The sequence below is a fragment of the Pseudomonas sp. URMO17WK12:I12 genome (genome assembly GCF_000514395.1).
Lineage (GTDB): Bacteria > Pseudomonadota > Gammaproteobacteria > Pseudomonadales > Pseudomonadaceae > Aquipseudomonas > Aquipseudomonas mucoides.
In genome coordinates this window covers 147223-164910 of record NZ_AZVV01000010.1, presented here as the reverse complement: position 1 = coordinate 164910, position 17688 = coordinate 147223, and the positions used below count along the sequence as shown (strand labels likewise).

Below are 17688 nucleotides of genomic sequence, written 5' to 3'. Positions count from 1 at the left end.
GCGCAAGTCAAGGAACGGCGAAGAACCGATTGAAACAGTCTGCGACAAGGTCGGCGCCGGTTTCGTCATTCAGGTGCAAATGATGACCGCCTGGCAGCTGTTCACGGCTAAAGGGTAGACGTTCCAGCAACTCGGAATGCTTGGCGAGCATGCCGTCGGCCGCGACCACCAGTTTGGCCGGACAACTGACTCGCTGGACAAAAGCCATGGCCTGTTCGGTGGTCAGACGCAGCGGCGATGGCAGCGTCAGGCGGTTGTCGGTGCGCCAGGTGTAACCGCCCGGCACGGGCATCAAGCCGCGCTGGGCCAGCAGCTCGGCGGCTTCGCGACTGACCGCCACCAACCCCTTCATGCGCGCTTCGATGGCGCGATCGAGGGTGTTGTAGACCGGTTTTTGCTTCTCCCGCAAATCCAGCTGCGCTTGCAGGGCCATGCCCATGCGCTCGGCGGCATTTTCGCCTTTGTCTGTAGGAGGAATGAGGCCGTCGATCAACGCCAGGTGTGTGACGCGCTCCGGCATCGACCCGGCAATGATCAACGAGGCGATAGCCCCCATGGAGTGCCCCATCAGTGCAAACCGCTTGAGGCCCAGTTGTTCGGCGACTTGCAACACATCATGGGCGTAATCCCACATCGCGTAACCGGCGCCAGGCGGGCGATGCCCGGAATGACCGTGACCGGCCATGTCCAGGGCGATGATGCGCAAGCCTTTGAGCTTGGGCGCCAGTCGGGCAAAGCTGTTGGCATTGTCCAGCCAGCCATGCAGCGCAATCACCGGCAAGCCGTCTTCAGGACCGAACAAGTGTGCCGCCAACTCGATGTGCGGCAGGCTCAGACGGACTTCTTCGACGGCATTGCTCATGCGCAATCCTTTTGACGGCGACCGTCCCATCGGCTGAACAGGGTTTTCAGCAGCGTGGCCGTGTCGTGTGGACGTTCGAGAGGAAACATATGACCGCCGGGCAGCGTCAGAGATTCACCCTGCGGCATGCGTCCGACAGCGCTGGCGTGATGACGCATCACCACGCGGCTCTTGTGCCCGCGCACCACCGCCAGCGGCACTTTCAGCTGACGCGTGCGACCGGGGCTGGTGTGGGGCACGCCACGGTAGATGCTGATTTCCGTGGCAGGATCGAAGCGCAGGCGCAGTGTGTCACCCACCTTGTGCAAACCGTGTTGCAAGTAGGCGTCAAAGCATTCCGGGTCAAAACTGCGGAACAAGGTTTTGCCTGAGAAGTAGCTACGCGCACTTTCGAGGTCGGCGAATTCTTCTCGGCGCCCCAGGGTACGGCCGGCCGGGGTCAAGCGGTCGATGAAGCCGAAACGCTTGGCGGCGCGAATGACCCATTGATCGGTGCGGGTCAGGACCGGTGAATCGAGCATCACCACGCCGCGATACAACTCCGGGCAACGCAAGGCCGCGTGCAAGTGCAGCACGCCCCCAAAGGAATGGCCGACGCCCCACACCGGTTCCGCTTGCTGCTTGAGGTGATGGATCAGTTCGTCCACCAGGTTGTACCAATTGTCGTCCGCGGGAAAACGCGGGTCATGAGCGTGCTGCTCCAGATGCGTCACCTGATACTCGGGCGCCAGCGCCGCGAACAACTTGCCGTAGGTTCCGGAAGGAAAGCCATTGGCGTGGGCGAAAAATATCTGTTGCGACATACCGGCAAATCCATGAGCGAGAACAGGCGTTGATTGTCCGTAAGACGACGGCTGACAGCAATGACTGTAAGTGACAGGAATGATGACAGTCCGGTCAGGGCAATACCGAAACGCTGATGAAGATCCCTGTAGCAGCTGTCGAGCCTTGGCGAGGCTGCGTTCGCGGTCAACCTGAAACACCGCGTTGGTAGATTTCACGACGGCTTCGCAGCCGAGCGCAGCCTCGCCGGGGCTCGACAGCAGCTATACGAGGCGGATGCAGGCTTCGTTTAGCGGGCCGGCGGGTTCTCCCCCAGCGGCACGACCGCCATGGTCAGGCGCGACACGCAACTGGCCTTGCCTTCATCGCTGGTCAAGCGGATGTCCCAGACGTGTGTCGTGCGGCCAATGTGGATGGGCGTGGCCACGGCCGTCACCCGCCCACTGCGCAGGCCGCGCAGGTGGTTGGCGTTGATTTCCAGGCCCACGCAGTAAAACTTGCTGGCGTCGATGCACAGGTAGCTGGCCATTGAGCCGACCGTTTCGGCCAGCACCACCGACGCGCCGCCGTGCAGCAGGCCGTAAGGCTGGTGAGTGCGGTGGTCAATGACCATGCTCGCGGTCAGGGAGCCTTCGTCAAACGCTTCGAAGCGGATATCCAGCACTTCGCCGATGGTGTTTTTCTGGATCGCGTTCAACTGCTCGATGTTGGGAGTGGTACGCCACAGACTCATCGCTGCTTTCCTTTGTTGGTTTTGTTCGTGGCTCAATCCTGCCACAGCACCGCCTCGCTGCGCTCGCTCCATTCTTCGAAGCGGTCGCCGTAAGCCGCTTCGATCACGTTGCGCTTGATCTTCAGTGTTGGCGTCAGGAAGCCGTTTTCCACGGCCCAGCTGTCCTTGACCACCACCAGACGCCGCAAACGCTCGTGTTTGTCGAGGACGCCATTGACCTCATCCAGGAGTTTTTCCAGGCTTGAGTGCAGCCCCGCCCTCGCCGTGCCGCTGGCGTCCTGCTGCCCGACCGCCGATAGCACGCACAGCCCCAGCGGTGCACTCAAACCGTCACCGACCACGCACACTTGTTCAATCCGCGAATGCACCGCCAGGCGATTTTCAATCGGTGCCGGCGCGACGTACTTGCCCTTGCTGGTCTTGAAAATTTCTTTCAGGCGTCCGGTCAGGCGCAGGTTGCCTTCGGCGTCTTCCTCACCCTTGTCGCCGGTGCGCAGGAAGCCGTCCCCGGTGATGGTTTCAGCGGTTTTCTGTGGTTCCTTGAAATAGCCGAGCATGGTCGCGCCGCTGCGCACCATGACCTCGCCCGATTCGTCGATCCGCACTTCTACCTCAGGGCACGGCTTGCCGATCCAGCCGGACTTGTTCTCGCCGGGCCGGCCAATGTGCGAATAGCCGCAGCTCTCGGTCATGCCGTAGACCTCCAGCACGTCCAGCCCCAGTTTGCGGTACCACAGCAGCAAGGTTTGTGGCACGGGCGCAGCGCCGGACAAGGCAACGCGCAACGCGTCCAGCCCCAGCCCGGCGAGGACTTTATGCCCGACCCGCTTGCCGATGAAGGGCAGCCCGAGCAGAAAATCCAGGCGTTTTGCCGGGATCTTGCTGTACACGCCCATCTGGAATTTGGTCCAGATCCGCGGCACACCGAACAAGGCAGTAGGCCGGGCGCGCTTTAAATCCGTCAGGAAGGTGTCGAGACTCTCGGCAAAAAACACCGTCTGCCCGGTGTAAATCGACGCCAACTCAACGAACATCCGCTCGGCCACATGGCACAGCGGCAGGTAGGACAACAGCCGGTCCGACTCGTTGAGGCCGAATAGCTGCGTACCGCGGGTGGTGGCGAACCCCAGATTGCCGAAACTGTGCATCACGCCTTTGGGCAGGCCGGTGGTGCCGGAGGTGTAAATGATAGTGGCCAACTGATCGGCTGCCGGCGTGGGGTCATCCTGGATGGGTGAGCTGCGTTGCAGGTCGGCCCAGCTGAAATCGAAGGTGCCCGGTGGGTGCAACGGCAGACTGATCGTCGGCAGCTCAGGTCTGACGCCGAGGGACATGCTTGGCCAGTCATCGAGCTTGCCGATAAACGCCAGCGCTGCTTCGGAATGATCGAGTACCTGGGCCACCGATTCGGCGGTCAGGTTGGGGTACAACGGCACCGAGACATGCCCGGCCATCCAGATCGCCAGGTCGGCGATGATCCAGTGGGCACAGTTTTTCGAGATCAGTGCGATGTGGCTGCCTTGCGGCAATTCACGAGCGCGCAGCCAGTGCGCGGCGCAGCGAGCCTGATGGCCGACGTCGGCCCAGGTCAGTGTTTCAACTTGCCCGCCACCCGTGGGCTGGACCAGAAAACGCTGGCGTGGATGACGGGCCTCACGCTCGTAGAAAACATCCAGCGGCAAACGAAAAGCAGCAGACATGCGACTCGCTCCTGAATTTTTGGTCTGGAGCAAGCGTAGTCAACCAAGCGGTTGCTTGGTTGACTATTTCATTACAAATATCAGCAACACCGCAGCCCCCTGTAGGACCCGGGCTTGCCCGCGATGCAGGCGCTGCGGTTTATGAATCAGACCGCGTCGATGCAATCGCGGGCAAGCCTCGCTCCCACATTGATGCCCTGTACCGACAGTGCTAAGGGTGTTTGATGCCCTTGAGTTTCATGGCGCCGGCCGGCGGCAGGTCACCTTCTAGCTCTGCCAGGCCGGCGGTCTTGACGGTTTCCGGCTCTTGCAGGTGACCGTGTTGCAGGTAACCGAGCAGATTGCCCACCAGCGGGTTGTGGCTGACCAACAGCGCGTTATCCACCGACACCAACTGCTCCGACACCGCTTGCGGGCGGTTGTCGGGCGTCAGCCACTCGACGGTGCGGATGTTCGGTTCGAACCCCAGCGCGTCGCGCACCAACTGCGCGGTCTGTTGCGCACGCAGGTAAGGGCTGGCGTAGATCGCGGTAATCGGCTGACCGATCAACTCGGCCGCACTGCGCAGCACTTCTTCGCGACCACGAAGAGTCAGCGCTCGCTCGGAATCAGGACGCGAGCCGTACGGTTCAGCTTCACCATGACGCAATACCCAGAGTTTCATAGCTTGGGTTCCTCATCTCGGGCCGGATGCGGCGCGGGCGCCACAACATGCGGCGCTTCACCTTCCGGTGTACGCGGCGTCGGCCAGTCGGCGAACGGCCAGGGTTTCTGGTCGCTGTGGAAGCTGCCGAAACGACCGATCTGCGCCAGGAACTGGCTCAGGCTGTCGCCAAAGTTCATCAGGCTGGCGCTCGGGGCGCCATAGAACAAACGATAGATCAGTTGCACCAGCACTACCGCGCCCAGGATGAACTGCGCCACTTGCCAGACCAGCACGAAGACAATCATCCACAGCACCCGCAGCAGGATGGACTCGTACTTGGTTTCCATTTTCGGATCGTTCATGTCGTGCTCCCCTGCTTATTTACAAAGCGTGCTTAGTTGAAACCGCTGGTCGAGATGAAGTCGACGTCGGTTTTCGGTTCGCCGCGCATCAACAGCTCAATCACTTGATTTAGCGTGCGCCCTTCGAACAGGATCGCGTGCAGCCCGGCGACCAGCGGCATATAGACGCCCACCTCCTGAGCCTTGGCCTTGAGCACTTTGAGCGTGTTCACGCCTTCGGCGACTTCACCCAGACGCGTCACCGCTTCCTCCAGGCTCAGGCCCTGGCCGAGGGCGAACCCGACCTGGTAATTGCGGCTTTTCGGCGACGAGCAGGTGACGATCAAATCGCCCACCCCGGCAAGACCGAGGAAGGTCATCGGGTTGGCGCCCTGATTCACTGCAAAACGGGTCATTTCCGCCAGTGCTCGAGTGATCAGCATGCTCTTGGTGTTTTCGCCCATGCCCAGCGCCACGGCCATGCCGGCAATGATCGCGTAGACGTTTTTCAGCGCCCCGCCCAACTCGACGCCAAAGCGGTCGGCGCTGGCGTACACGCGAAAAGTCCGGCCATGCAGCGCTTCCTGAACTCGCTGACACAGCTCTTCGTCTTCGCTGGCGACCACCGTCGCGGTCAGCGCGTGTTCGGCGATTTCACGGGCCAGGTTCGGTCCGGACAGCACGCCGATGCGCGCTTGCGGAGCGATTTCCTCGAGGATCTCGCTCATCAGCTTGAAGGTGTGGGCTTCGATGCCTTTGGTCAGGCTGACCAGCAGTTTGCCGCTCAACTGTGCGGCATGCGGGACCAGGACCGAACGCAGGGCACTGGAGGGCAGCGCGACGAAACACAGGTCGCAGGCGTCCAGCGTGGCTTGCAAGTCTGTCACCGGTTCTACCGCCGGGAGAATCTTGATGCCTTTGAGGTAACGCGGGTTCTCGCGATTGACCCGGATGGCCTCGGCCTGTTCGGGGTCTCGCATCCACTGCCGGACCTGATGCCCGTTTTCGGCCAGCAGATTTGCCACGGCGGTACCAAAACTTCCGCCTCCCAGGACCGCAATTGGGCGCTGTTCAGTCATATGCAATCCGTTAATCCATACCAGTGGCGATGTCGGCATTATACGGAGCGCCCCCGTGGCGGCCAGCCCCTGCGTCAATTACCAACACTTGTAGGAAGAAGACCAATAAATACGAGGAAAATGCCGGCATCGTGAATGGAAAAGTGACCGCGCTCGGTTAACATGCGCGCCAACTCCTCACGATCAAAGGGTATGACGTGTCGCTTGGTTCTCCATCATCCCGTTCGCCGCTGGTCCTGGCGCTGATGTTCAGCCCGTCCTTGCTGGCCGACGATTTGTTCCTCGACAACGAACCGCTCCCGCAAGTGCTGACGGCGACACGCCTGAAGCAATCGCCGGCCGCAGTTCCGGGGAGCATGACGGTGATTGACAGCGAATTGATCAACGCCAGCGGCGCACGGGACATCAGCGAATTGTTGCGACTGGTGCCGGGCATGATGGTCGGCAACATCAGCGGCAACCAGGCCACCGTGAACTACCACGGCACCAACGCCACTGAGGCCCGCCGCCTGCAAGTGCTGATCGACGGTCGCTCGGTGTACCGCGCAGGCCTGGCCACGGTGGACTGGAGCGATATTCCGGTGGCCATGGAGGACATTGAGCGCATCGAAGTGTTTCGCGGCCCGAACACCGTCAGCTACGGCGCCAACGCGCTGATGGCCGTGGTCAATATCATCACGCGCAACCCGGCCAACAGCCATGGCACCCGCGTGAAAGTCACCCGTGGTCAACGCGGCATCAACGACTATTACGCCAGCCAGGGCACCGGCTGGGACGGCGGCGACTTGCGTCTGTCACTGTCGGGGCAGCAAGACGACGGTTTCGATTCGGACCGCAACGGGGCCGATTATCGGGACAGCCGTCGCCTGAACCGCTTCAACCTTGCGGTCAGCCAGACGCTCGCGCAAAACCAAAGCATCGACTGGCAATTGAATGCGAAGGAAGGCACCAACCAGCGACCGTATACCTACCGCCCGGTGTTCCCGGGGATTACCGCCGCCGGGGACAATTCCGACGTCGCCGCCAAAGATTACGCCGGCTCGCTGCGCTGGAACCTGGACCTCAATCCCGATCACAGCCTGTATGTCCAAGGCTCGGCCCAACACTGGGATCGCCAGCAAACCTGGCGCGCCTGTGATGCCGAAGCGTCGTTCAGCCCGGAGCTGACCCAGCTTTGGCAGCTCAACCCGAATTACACCGAACGCCTGGCGCGCAACATGGATCGCTTCACCGGTCCCGGCGCACCTCTGGGCACGCCAGCGGAACAAGCTCTGGCCAATCAGGTGCTGGGGCAATGGAAAAACGGCGCCCGGCAAACACTCTGTGGCGACATCGACCAGAGCGCCCGGGAATCGCGCTACGACCTCGAAGTGCAGGACACCCTCAGCCTGTCCGACAGCCTGCGACTGGTCAGCGGCATGAACTATCGTTACGACCGGGCCGATTCCGAGACCTACTTCAATGGCACGCTCGACGACACCACGTGGCGCACGTTCGGCCAGCTGGAATGGCGTGCCACCGAGCACTGGTTGTTGCAGGGCGGGGCGATGTTCGAAGACACGCAATTGACCGGCAGCTCACTGACCCCGCGCGTGGCGGTCAATTACCTGATCAACCCGCGTCATGGCTTGCGTGCCGTGTATTCGGAAGCGATTCGCTCACCGGACATGTTCGAGAACAACGTCAACTGGAGTTACCAGGTGACCAACCTGCGGCCCACCGCTTACGGCCAGACCAGCGCCCGCTATTTCGTCAAGACCCGTGGGCCCGGCGACCTCGACAAGGAACGCATGCGCTCGCGAGAGCTGGGCTACAACGGCTACTTCGTCGAACTGGGGCTGAGCGTCGATGTGAAGCTGTTCTACGACGAAATCAACGGCATGATCAGCGAACCGCTGCGCAACAATCAGTACATCGCCAGCAACTCCAACACCTCGCGCTTCACCGGGGCGGAAACGCAACTGGACTGGCGCCTAGGCAGCGCTGACCGCCTGCGCCTGACCTATGCCTACGTGGACACCGACGCCAGTAATCCGCTGGATGAGCAACAGACCGCGCGCAACAGCGGCTCCGCCGGTTGGCTGCGCAACTGGGGACAGGGCTGGAGCAGCGCCCTCTTCTACTATGGCGACGATGCGCTCAACGGCTATCGCTTCGAGCGGGTCGACACCCGCATCGCCAAACGCCTCGGTTTGGGCAAGGCCAACCTGGAACTGGCCGGCATCCTTCAGCAACGCCTGGACAATCAACCCACCACCTTTGTCGACAACAACTACGACGAGCGTCGAGTGGTTTACTTCAGCGCGGAGCTGACGTTTTAAATGCGCCGTCGCCTGTCATGGAAGTCGCCGCGACCGGGTCGCCTGCTGGCCGGGTTGTGCCTGGCGGTTGGCTGCCTGCTCGGCGCCCTGCCGATACAGGCTGCAGACATTCTGTTGACCGGCACCGAAGACAGCCCCGGCGTGCAGTCCTTCGTCCATGCATTGAGCGAGATGCGCCCCACCGACAACGTCCGCTTCCAACTACTGGCGAGTCTCCCCTCGCCAGGTAAACTGCCTGCCGCCACGCGCCTGATCCTGCTGGATCTGCCGAGCCTCGACTGGCGTCAGCAAGAGGCCCAGGGGCCGACGACGCTGGTACTGCGCATCAGTCGCCTGCAAGCCCAACAACGTTTCGGCGTGAACTTTCCACCACACCTCAGCCTGCTCTGGAGTGATCCGCCACTGGATCGGCAATTGCGCCTGACCCGACTGATCCTGCCCCAGGCGCGGCGCGTCGGCGTGCTGTTCGACAGTCACAGTGAATTCCTGCTGAAAGAAATGCGTCTGGCCGCCCTGGGGGAAAGTCTTGATGTGGTCGCCGAGCGCTGGGATAACACCAATGACAGTCGCCCCTTGCAGGATTTGCTGAAAAACTGCGACGTGCTGCTGGGCCTCGACGATCCCGACCTGTACAACCCGAAAACCGCAAAAAATCTGCTGTTGAGCAGCTATTCCCGGCAACTGGCCTTGGTCGGCCCGAATGCCGCGTTCGTCAAGGCCGGCAGCCTGGCCAGCACTTACAGCGATCAGAGCGACTGGCTGCAAGTGCTCGACGAATTGCTCGACCTGCCACCGACGAGCTGGCCGCGCGCGCTTTACCCGCAACACTTCAAAGTCTCAAGTAACCCGCAAGTGGCTCGTTCATTAGGTATTGAGCAGATTGATGACGCATCTGCCGCCCTCCAGCTGGCTGAAGGAGAAAGCCGCCCATGACCTTCCGACGCCCTTGGGACATCAATACCCGCACCCAAATGATCAGCCTTGGCCCGGCCCTGTTGCTGACATTGGTGCTGATCAGTTTTTTTACGTTCGTACGGATTCAGGACCTGCGTCAGGAGCTCAATCACACCGGGCAGTTGATCGCCAACCAATTGGCTCCCGCCACCGAATACGGGGTGATTTCGGGTAACAACGAGGTGCTCGAAAGCTTGCTCAAGGCGACACTCGCCACGCCGAACGTGCGTTTCCTGGAGGTCCAGGACAACGCCAACCGGATTCTGGTGTACGTCGAGCAACCCTCGGAAACCCACCGACGCTCGCAGCAGGTTGAAGTGTTCCAGGCACCGGTGCGGTTGCAGCGGATCGCGCTCAACAATGATTTTTTCCAGGGCTCCAAAGCCTCGAGCACCGGCCCCTCCGAGGACTATCTGGGCCGGGTGATCGTCGGTCTGTCGAATGACGCCTTCAACCAGCGTCAGCAGGAAATCCTGTTGAAAGCCGCGATCCTCGCCCTGTTCGCCCTGCTGTTTACCTTTCTGGTGGCACGGCGCCTGGCGGGCAGCCTGTCGCAACCGATTCGCGACATTGGCAACGCGGTGAAGGCCATCCAGGAAGGCGATTACACACGCCCCTTGCCGATTGTCGACGACACCGAGCTGGGCGCGCTGTCGCAACACATCAACAACCTCGCCAGCGGCCTCGAACAAGCCAGTCGCGAACAGCATCAGGCGATGGCGCAGTTGATCCAGACACGCGAGGAAGCGGAAAAGGCCAACAATGCCAAGTCTGATTTCCTGGCGATGATGAGCCATGAACTGCGCACGCCGATGAATGGCGTACTCGGCATGCTGCAATTGCTCGAAACCACCGACATGACCGAAGAGCAGCTCGAATACGCGGCACTGGCCTCGGAGTCCACCGAACACCTGCTCAAGGTCATCAACGACATTCTCGACTTCTCACGCATCGAGCGTTCGGAACTGGAACTCGAGCACATCCCGTTCAATCTCGCGGACCTGATCGTCAGTTGCGCCCAATCGTTCCAGCACAGCGCGGCGCAACGCGGGCTCGATCTGCAGTTGCTGATCCCCGACGACATGCGCGCCCTCCAGGTTCAAGGCGATCCGACACGCATCCGGCAGATTCTGGTCAACCTGGTCGGCAATGCCTTGAAGTTCACCGAGCATGGCCGCGTCAGCATCGAACCGCAGTGGCAATCGCTGGACCACGAACTGCTGTGGTTCACCTGCACCGTGCGCGACAGCGGCATTGGCATTTGCGCTGAAAGCCTGGAGCTGATGTTCAATGCCTTCCAGCAGGCCGACAGCTCCATCTCACGACGCTACGGGGGCACCGGCCTGGGGCTGCCGATTGCCCGCACGTTGGCTGAACGCATGGGCGGCACCTTGCGGGCGCAGAGCGAAGAAGGCCAGGGCTCGGTGTTTACCCTGGAAATTCCGCTAGCTCTCTATAAACAGACGCTTCCGGTGCTGGCCCCGAGGGCGCAGACCGGCAATGAGGATGGCGCGGGGCATAACGTGTTGCTGGTCGAAGACAACCCGGTCAATCAGACCGTGATCGAAGCAATGTTGCGCAGCCTGGGCTTTACTGTCAACGTCGCCACCGACGGCGCGCAGGCCGTGCGTAGCGCCGAAAGCCTGATTTTTGAAGCGATCCTGATGGACTGCCGACTGCCGATCATCGACGGCTATGAAGCGACCCGACAGATTCGCCAATTGCCCGGCTGTGCGGACTTGCCGATCATCGCCTTGACCGCCAATGCGCTGCAGGGCGATCGCGAAGCCTGTTTGTCGGCGGGCATGAACGATTACTTGGCCAAGCCCTTCAAACGAACGGATTTGCAGCAAATTCTGCAGCGCTGGGTGCAGTAGTACAGGCCTTTCGACCATCTGCGACTGGCGTGAAAGGCGAAAGTGCGGCAGTCTTAGGCACCCGAACAGGCCCGAAAAGGGGCTTGAATAATAATTTCAGTGCACAAGTGTACATTCATGTCCTTGGTGCTGTGACTTTCACCACAACGCAATAGTCTATGAGTAGGCTGCTGACTCGAGGCATGAACGCCTCGATCGGCCGGGAGATTTGCCCCACCCTGCCGCATGGGACTATTGAGGAGCTCGCATGACCCAACAAAACGCCTTTACTCGGGAAGACCTGCTGCGCTGCAGTCGCGGTGAGCTGTTCGGCCCAGGTAACGCACAACTGCCCGCCCCGAACATGCTGATGGTGGATCGCATCACCCATATCAGTGCCGAGGGTGGCAAGTACGGCAAAGGTGAATTGGTCGCCGAGCTGGATATCACTCCGGACCTGTGGTTTTTCGCCTGCCACTTCGAAGGTGATCCGGTGATGCCGGGCTGCCTGGGCCTTGACGCCATGTGGCAATTGGTCGGCTTCTTCCTCGGCTGGCAAGGCCTGCCGGGCCGTGGCCGTGCGCTGGGTTCGGGCGAAGTGAAATTCTTCGGCCAGGTCCTGCCGACCGCCAAAAAAGTCACCTATAACATTCAGATCAAGCGCGTGTTGAAAGGCAAACTGAACCTGGCCATTGCCGACGGTTCGGTCAGCGTCGACGGCCGCGAGATCTACACCGCCGAAGGCCTTCGGGTCGGCGTTTTCACCTCCACTGACAACTTCTAAGGGTTATCCGCATGCGCCGCGTCGTTATCACTGGTCTGGGCATCGTTTCGTGCCTGGGCAATGACAAAGAGACCGTCTCCGCTAACCTGCGTGCAAGTCGCCCTGGCATCCGGTTCAACCCGGAATATGCCGAAATGGGTCTGCGTAGCCAGGTTTCCGGCTCCATCGACCTTCCCCTCGAAGAACTGATCGATCGCAAGATCTATCGCTTCGTTGGCCACGCGGCGGCTTACGCCTACCTGGCCATGAAAGACGCCATCACCGACTCCGGTCTGACCGATGAGCAAGTCTCCAACCCGCGTACCGGCCTGATCGCCGGTTCCGGTGGCGCCTCCACGCTGAACCAGATGGAAGCGCTGGACATCCTGCGCGAGAAAGGCGTGAAGCGCGTTGGCCCGTACCGTGTAACGCGGACCATGAGCAGCACCGTTTCCGCTTGCCTGGCCACCCCGTTCAAGATCAAGGGCCTGAACTACTCCATCGCTTCTGCCTGCGCCACCAGTGCTCACTGCATCGGCAACGCCATGGAACAGATCCAGATGGGCAAGCAGGACGTCGTGTTCGCTGGCGGCGGCGAAGAAGAGCATTGGAGCCAGTCGTTCCTGTTCGACGCCATGGGCGCACTGTCCAGCCAGTACAACGAAACCCCGGAAAAAGCTTCCCGTGCCTACGACGCCAAGCGTGACGGTTTCGTCATCGCCGGCGGTGGCGGCATGGTCGTGGTAGAAGAGCTGGAACACGCTCTGGCCCGCGGCGCGAAGATCTACGCGGAAATCGTTGGCTACGGCGCGACTTCCGACGGCTACGACATGGTCGCCCCAAGCGGCGAAGGCGCCATCCGCTGCATGCAGATGGCCATGTCCACCGTTGACGCTCCGATCGACTACCTGAACACCCACGGCACCTCGACTCCGGTCGGCGACGTCGCGGAAATGAAAGGTGTGCGTGAAGTGTTCGGCGACAAGGCTCCGGCCATCAGCTCCACCAAGAGTCTGTCGGGTCACTCCCTGGGCGCCGCCGGCGTTCACGAAGCGATCTACTGCATGCTGATGATGGAAGGCAACTTCATGGCCGGTTCCGCCAACATCGAAGAACTGGACCCGGAAGTGGCAGACATGCCAATCCTGACCAAGACGCGCGAAAATGCCACCATCAACACCGTGATGAGCAACAGCTTCGGTTTCGGTGGCACCAACGCCACGCTGGTACTGAAGCGTTGGGCAGGTAAGTAATACCTCGCCGTTTCGCTGCACACAAAAACGCCCCGACTGGTTCGGGGCGTTTTTTTTGTGCCCTAATAAAGTGAATGCACCGCAGTTCCTGTAGCAGCTTGGTTATTCATGAACATGAAGCTTTTGTCATAAAACTCAACGCCCTGCGACCGAATGTCGCGCGTTACGCGGGCTGCAGGACTTTTGCAGAATCGGCAATTGTCCGTTACCAATCCCGAGCGTTTACTTAGCAAGCTAACAAAACGTATAACAAAGACCTGCACACGCCTTGGTGCAGATAATTGAGATTGGAGCTAGCAGATGACTGTAAAAGTAACTGAACGCGACGATTCACATAAATCCCATGAGGGTGTAGCCGCTGGTATCCGCATTTGGGATGTCCACCAACAGGACCTACTGGTGGGGATGTTTCATTCCGAGACTGACGCGCACAACTACAAAACCGAACTGGAAACACTGGAGCAGCAAAGGGCGTTGCGCTCCGCTTGAGCAACTACAGCATTGAAAACGACAAACCCCGCCATGAGCGGGGTTTGTCGTTGTTGCAACCTCTAACGGCTTACCACATCAGATCATCCGGAATCTGGTAGGCGGCGTACGGATCGTCCTCGGCGGCCACTTCTTCAGTCTTCACGTTCATCTGCACGATGCGTTGTGGATCACGCTCCTGGATCTTCAGCGCCGCTTCACACGGGATCACTTCATAACCGCCGGCGTGGTGCACGATGGCCAGGAAGCCATTGCTGAGCTGATTACGCATCAGCGTGTTGACGCAAAGGCGCTTGACCTTTTTGTCATCAACGAAGTTGTAGTAGTCCTCGGTGGTCAGCTTCGGCAGACGCGAGACTTCGATCAATTGCTTGATCTGCGCGGCGCGGGCCTTGGCCTCGACTTTTTCCTGCTGCTGACGGTTCAGCTCCTGGTCGCGCTTGACCTTCTCGGCCTTCGCTTCCTGCGCCGCACGCTGCTGCGAGTCATCCAGCTCGATATGGCCTTTGTGGGCCAGGCGCTGTTGTTTCTGCTTCTCTTTGCCGACCTGTTTGGCCTGCTTCTGGTTGACCAGCCCTGCTTTGAGCAACTGGTCGCGAAGGGAAATGCTCATGGTGCTTGTTTCTCACTTAGGCAACTGCTCAACCGCAGCTGGTCAAATTCTTTTCCTGACGTTTGGCTTCGCCCCACAAGGCGTCCAACTCTTCGAGGGTGCAATCTTCTATGGGACGGTGGGTGTCGCGCAATGCCTGTTCGATAAAACGGAAGCGTCTTTCGAATTTGCTGTTGGCGCCACGCAGCGCGGTTTCCGGATCAACCTTGAGATGACGCGCCAGATTGACCACGGAAAACAGCAGATCACCGACTTCATCGGCAATCGCCGCCGAGTCATTGTCGGCCATCGCTTCGAGCACTTCATCAAGCTCTTCACGAACCTTGTCCAGCACCGGCAAGGCGTCCGGCCAGTCGAAACCGACCTGCCCGGCGCGCTTCTGCAACTTGGCCGAACGAGACAACGCCGGCAGCGCAGCAGGCACATCGTCGAGCAAGGACAGTTGTTGCGGCGCGGCAGACTTCTCGGCGCGCTCCTCGGCCTTGATCTCTTCCCAGCGCTGCTTGACCTGTTCTTCACTCAGGCGCGGGATGTCCATGGGCGCGTACAGATCACCGGTGGGGAACACATGAGGATGGCGACGGATCAGCTTGCGGGTGATGCTGTCGATCACACCGTCAAACTCGAAGCGCCCTTCTTCCCGGGCCAGCTGGCTGTAATAAACCACCTGAAACAGCAAATCCCCCAACTCGCCCTGCAAATGATCGAAGTCGCCGCGCTCGATGGCGTCAGCGACTTCATAGGCTTCCTCAAGGGTGTGCGGGACGATGGTGGCGTAGGTTTGCTTGATGTCCCACGGGCAACCGAACTGCGGGTCGCGCAGACGGTTCATCAAGTGCAATAAGTCTTCGAGTGAATACATCAATCAGTCTCTACACAAACCCTTGCAGGAGTGAGCCTGCTCGCGATGGGGGCGTGTCAGTCGGCATTAATCGTGACGGATACACCGCTATCGCGAGCAGGCTCACTCCTACATTGATCATCTCAAGGAGTACGGTTACGGCGGGTTTCGATGATGTTCGGCAACTGGGAAATCCGTCCCAGCAACCGCCCCAGCGCATCCAGCCCCGGAATCTCGATGGTCAGGGACATCAACGCGGTGTTGTCCTCTTTGTTCGAGCGGGTGTTGACCGCCAGCACGTTGATCCGCTCGTTGAGCAGCACCTGCGACACGTCACGCAGCAAGCCGGAGCGGTCGTAGGCGCGGATGACGATGTCCACCGGGTAAGTGAGCACCGGCACCGGACCCCAGCTGACCTGGATGATCCGCTCAGGCTCGCGCCCGCCCAGTTGCAGCACCGAGGCGCAGTCCTGGCGGTGAATGCTCACGCCGCGGCCCTGGGTGATGTAGCCGACGATGGCATCCCCCGGCAACGGCTGGCAGCAGCCGGCCATTTGCGTCATCAGATTGCCGACACCCTGGATCTGAATGTCGCCACGCTTGCCCGGTTTGTAGCCGGTGGCTTTGCGCGGGATCAGCTCCAGCTGCTCGTTGCCGCGTTCCGGCTCGACCAGTTGCTGCGCCAGGTTCACCAGTTGCGCCAGGCGCAGATCTCCGGCGCCCAAGGCCGCGAACATGTCCTCGGCGGTCTTCATGTTGGCCTTGTCGGCCAGCTTGTCGAAGTCCACCGCCGGCAGGCCCAGACGATTGAGTTCGCGCTCAAGCAGGGTTTTACCGGCCGCGACGTTCTGGTCACGCGCCTGCAACTTGAACCAGTGGACAATCTTCGCCCGTGCCCGCGAGGTGGTGATGTAACCCAGGTTCGGGTTCAGCCAGTCGCGGCTCGGGGTGCCGTGCTTGCTGGTGATGATCTCGACCTGTTCACCGGTTTGCAGGCTGTAGTTGAGCGGCACGATCCGGCCGTTGATCTTCGCGCCACGGCAGTTATGGCCGATTTCGGTGTGCACGCGGTACGCAAAGTCCAGCGGCGTCGCGCCTTTGGGCAGGTCGATGGCGTGACCGTCCGGGGTGAAGATGTAGACCCGGTCCGGCTCGATATCGACCCGCAACTGTTCCGCCAGGCCGCCGATATCGCCCAGCTCTTCGTGCCACTCGAGGACCTGACGCAGCCAGGAGATTTTCTCTTCGTAGTGGTTGGAGCCGGATTTGACGTCGGTGCCCTTGTAGCGCCAGTGCGCACACACGCCCAGCTCGGCTTCCTCGTGCATGGCGTGGGTGCGGATCTGCACTTCCAGCACCTTGCCCTCGGGGCCGATCACCGCGGTGTGCAGCGAGCGGTAGCCGTTCTCTTTCGGGTTGGCGATGTAGTCGTCGAATTCTTTGGGAATGTGCCGCCACAGGGTGTGGACAATGCCGAGCGCGGTGTAACAATCGCGCATTTCCGGCACCAGCACGCGAACGGCGCGCACGTCGTAGATCTGGCTGAATTCCAGACCCTTGCGCTGCATTTTGCGCCAGATCGAGTAGATGTGTTTGGCCCGGCCGCTGATGTCGGCATCGACGCCGGTGGCCTGCAATTCATTCTTCAGCTGGCTCATCACGTCAGCGATGAAACGTTCGCGATCCAGACGCCGTTCATGCAGCAATTTGGCGATCTGTTTGTACTGGTCAGGCTCAAGGTAACGGAAGGACAAATCCTCCAGTTCCCACTTGATGTGACCGATACCGAGACGGTGCGCGAGAGGCGCATAGATGTCGAAGACTTCACGGGCGACGCGATTGCGTTTTTCGTCGTCAGCGGTTTTCACCGCTCGAATCGCGCAGGTGCGTTCAGCCAGTTTGATCAGCGCGACGCGAACGTCGTCGACCATGGCGACCAGCATTTTGCGCAGGTTTTCGACCTGGCCCTGAGTGCCCAGCACCAGGGATTTACGCGGGCTCAGGCTGTCGCTGATCGCCGCCATGCGCTGCACGCCGTCGATAAGCTTGGCCACCACCGGGCCGAAGCGCTGGCTGATCGCAGGCAACAGAATCTGCCCTTCGCGCACGCCACGGTACAAGATCGCGGCGACCAGTGAATCCTGATCGAGTTTGAGGTCGGCGAGAATCTCGGCGATCTCAAGGCCCGTGCGGAAACTCGACGTCCCTTCGGACCAGAGATTCTTCGCCGCATTGGCCTGCTGTTCAGACGTACGAGCGAACTCGCACGCTTCCTTCAAGGCTTCGCGATCCAGTGCCGGATCGACACTGACCGCATGATCGAGCCAAGCCTCGAGATTGATACTGCCGTCTGTATTGATCGGCTGGTGTGCTCTCACCTGTACCATCTTGCTTACCTTCCCTACGACGCAGATTCAATGCGTCAAATCGCTGACCTTCGTTGCCCGCTTGCGC

Annotated in this window: 16 protein-coding genes; 6 read left to right on the top strand and 10 right to left on the bottom strand. The window is 60.5% G+C overall.

Annotated elements, in window-relative coordinates:
• Positions 1-7 precede the first annotated feature (7 nt).
• From D882_RS0114970 to D882_RS0114940, 7 genes are all read right to left on the bottom strand, one after another.
• Positions 8-862: an alpha/beta hydrolase gene (locus D882_RS0114970; protein ID WP_027923999.1), complete on the bottom strand. Its 855-nt coding sequence runs from the start codon at positions 860-862 to the stop codon at positions 8-10.
• Positions 859-1665 carry an alpha/beta fold hydrolase gene (locus tag D882_RS0114965; RefSeq protein WP_027923998.1) on the bottom strand — a complete coding sequence of 269 codons (807 nt, stop codon included), beginning with the start codon at positions 1663-1665 and terminating at the stop codon, positions 859-861. Before D882_RS0114965 ends, D882_RS0114970 begins: the two co-directional genes overlap by 4 nt.
• 269 nt (positions 1666-1934) lie before the next feature.
• Positions 1935-2378 carry a hotdog fold thioesterase gene (locus tag D882_RS0114960; RefSeq protein WP_027923997.1) on the bottom strand — a complete coding sequence of 148 codons (444 nt, stop codon included), beginning with the start codon at positions 2376-2378 and terminating at the stop codon, positions 1935-1937.
• A gap of 32 nt (positions 2379-2410) precedes the next feature.
• Entirely contained in the window at positions 2411-4078 is a 1668-nt protein-coding gene (locus tag D882_RS0114955) for an AMP-binding protein (RefSeq protein ID WP_027923996.1), read from the bottom strand.
• A gap of 211 nt (positions 4079-4289) precedes the next feature.
• Complete coding sequence (sixA, locus tag D882_RS0114950) at positions 4290-4742, bottom strand: phosphohistidine phosphatase SixA (protein WP_027923995.1); 453 nt, start codon at positions 4740-4742, stop codon at positions 4290-4292.
• Positions 4739-5086, bottom strand: a complete 348-nt coding sequence (locus D882_RS0114945) for a DUF4389 domain-containing protein (protein ID WP_027923994.1) — start codon at positions 5084-5086, stop codon at positions 4739-4741. Before D882_RS0114945 ends, sixA begins: the two co-directional genes overlap by 4 nt.
• Before the next feature lie 32 nt (positions 5087-5118).
• Positions 5119-6144, bottom strand: coding sequence for an NAD(P)H-dependent glycerol-3-phosphate dehydrogenase (locus tag D882_RS0114940; RefSeq protein WP_027923993.1), 1026 nt, complete (start codon positions 6142-6144; stop codon positions 5119-5121).
• 197 nt (positions 6145-6341) lie between these two features.
• Between D882_RS0114940 and D882_RS0114935 the strand changes: the two genes are divergently transcribed.
• The 6 genes from D882_RS0114935 to D882_RS0114910 all read left to right on the top strand — a co-directional run bounded on the left by D882_RS0114935 (position 6342) and on the right by D882_RS0114910 (position 13780).
• Positions 6342-8465, top strand: a complete 2124-nt coding sequence (locus tag D882_RS0114935) for a TonB-dependent receptor domain-containing protein (RefSeq protein ID WP_027923992.1) — start codon at positions 6342-6344, stop codon at positions 8463-8465.
• Positions 8466-9398 (top strand): ABC transporter substrate-binding protein, encoded by a 933-nt coding sequence (locus tag D882_RS0114930; protein WP_027923991.1) that lies wholly within the window; start codon positions 8466-8468, stop codon positions 9396-9398.
• Positions 9395-11296, top strand: coding sequence for an ATP-binding protein (locus D882_RS0114925; RefSeq protein ID WP_027923990.1), 1902 nt, complete (start codon positions 9395-9397; stop codon positions 11294-11296). The genes D882_RS0114930 and D882_RS0114925 overlap by 4 nt, the downstream gene beginning before the upstream one ends.
• Positions 11297-11543: 247 nt before the next feature.
• The gene (fabA, locus tag D882_RS0114920) at positions 11544-12059 is read left to right on the top strand and encodes a 3-hydroxyacyl-[acyl-carrier-protein] dehydratase FabA (RefSeq protein ID WP_008148022.1); all 516 of its coding nucleotides are present in this window, start codon (positions 11544-11546) and stop codon (positions 12057-12059) included.
• 11 nt (positions 12060-12070) lie between these two features.
• On the top strand, positions 12071-13291 hold the full coding sequence (fabB, locus tag D882_RS0114915) for a beta-ketoacyl-ACP synthase I (RefSeq protein WP_027923989.1): 1221 nt from the start codon (positions 12071-12073) through the stop codon (positions 13289-13291).
• 300 nt (positions 13292-13591) lie between these two features.
• The gene (locus D882_RS0114910) at positions 13592-13780 is read left to right on the top strand and encodes a hypothetical protein (protein WP_027923988.1); all 189 of its coding nucleotides are present in this window, start codon (positions 13592-13594) and stop codon (positions 13778-13780) included.
• 70 nt (positions 13781-13850) lie between these two features.
• Here D882_RS0114910 and D882_RS0114905 read toward each other — a convergent pair whose 3' ends face one another.
• From D882_RS0114905 to relA, 3 genes are all read right to left on the bottom strand, one after another.
• Entirely contained in the window at positions 13851-14393 is a 543-nt protein-coding gene (locus tag D882_RS0114905; protein WP_027923987.1) for a DUF2058 domain-containing protein, read from the bottom strand.
• A gap of 28 nt (positions 14394-14421) precedes the next feature.
• Positions 14422-15255, bottom strand: coding sequence for a nucleoside triphosphate pyrophosphohydrolase (mazG, locus tag D882_RS0114900; protein ID WP_027923986.1), 834 nt, complete (start codon positions 15253-15255; stop codon positions 14422-14424).
• Between the two features lie 122 nt (positions 15256-15377).
• A complete protein-coding gene (gene relA, locus D882_RS0114895; protein WP_027923985.1) occupies positions 15378-17621 on the bottom strand; it encodes a GTP diphosphokinase in 2244 nt (747 codons plus the stop codon).
• Positions 17622-17688 lie beyond the last annotated feature (67 nt).

Coding starts and splice junctions, on each gene's coding strand:
- D882_RS0114970 (WP_027923999.1), bottom strand. CDS start 862: ATGAGCAATGCCGTCGAAGAAGTCCGTCTGAGCCTGCCGCACATCGAG.
- D882_RS0114965 (WP_027923998.1), bottom strand. CDS start 1,665: ATGTCGCAACAGATATTTTTCGCCCACGCCAATGGCTTTCCTTCCGGA.
- D882_RS0114960 (WP_027923997.1), bottom strand. CDS start 2,378: ATGAGTCTGTGGCGTACCACTCCCAACATCGAGCAGTTGAACGCGATC.
- D882_RS0114955 (WP_027923996.1), bottom strand. CDS start 4,078: ATGTCTGCTGCTTTTCGTTTGCCGCTGGATGTTTTCTACGAGCGTGAG.
- sixA (WP_027923995.1), bottom strand. CDS start 4,742: ATGAAACTCTGGGTATTGCGTCATGGTGAAGCTGAACCGTACGGCTCG.
- D882_RS0114945 (WP_027923994.1), bottom strand. CDS start 5,086: ATGAACGATCCGAAAATGGAAACCAAGTACGAGTCCATCCTGCTGCGG.
- D882_RS0114940 (WP_027923993.1), bottom strand. CDS start 6,144: ATGACTGAACAGCGCCCAATTGCGGTCCTGGGAGGCGGAAGTTTTGGT.
- D882_RS0114930 (WP_027923991.1), top strand. CDS start 8,466: ATGCGCCGTCGCCTGTCATGGAAGTCGCCGCGACCGGGTCGCCTGCTG.
- D882_RS0114925 (WP_027923990.1), top strand. CDS start 9,395: ATGACCTTCCGACGCCCTTGGGACATCAATACCCGCACCCAAATGATC.
- fabA (WP_008148022.1), top strand. CDS start 11,544: ATGACCCAACAAAACGCCTTTACTCGGGAAGACCTGCTGCGCTGCAGT.
- fabB (WP_027923989.1), top strand. CDS start 12,071: ATGCGCCGCGTCGTTATCACTGGTCTGGGCATCGTTTCGTGCCTGGGC.
- D882_RS0114910 (WP_027923988.1), top strand. CDS start 13,592: ATGACTGTAAAAGTAACTGAACGCGACGATTCACATAAATCCCATGAG.
- D882_RS0114905 (WP_027923987.1), bottom strand. CDS start 14,393: ATGAGCATTTCCCTTCGCGACCAGTTGCTCAAAGCAGGGCTGGTCAAC.
- mazG (WP_027923986.1), bottom strand. CDS start 15,255: ATGTATTCACTCGAAGACTTATTGCACTTGATGAACCGTCTGCGCGAC.
- relA (WP_027923985.1), bottom strand. CDS start 17,621: ATGGTACAGGTGAGAGCACACCAGCCGATCAATACAGACGGCAGTATC.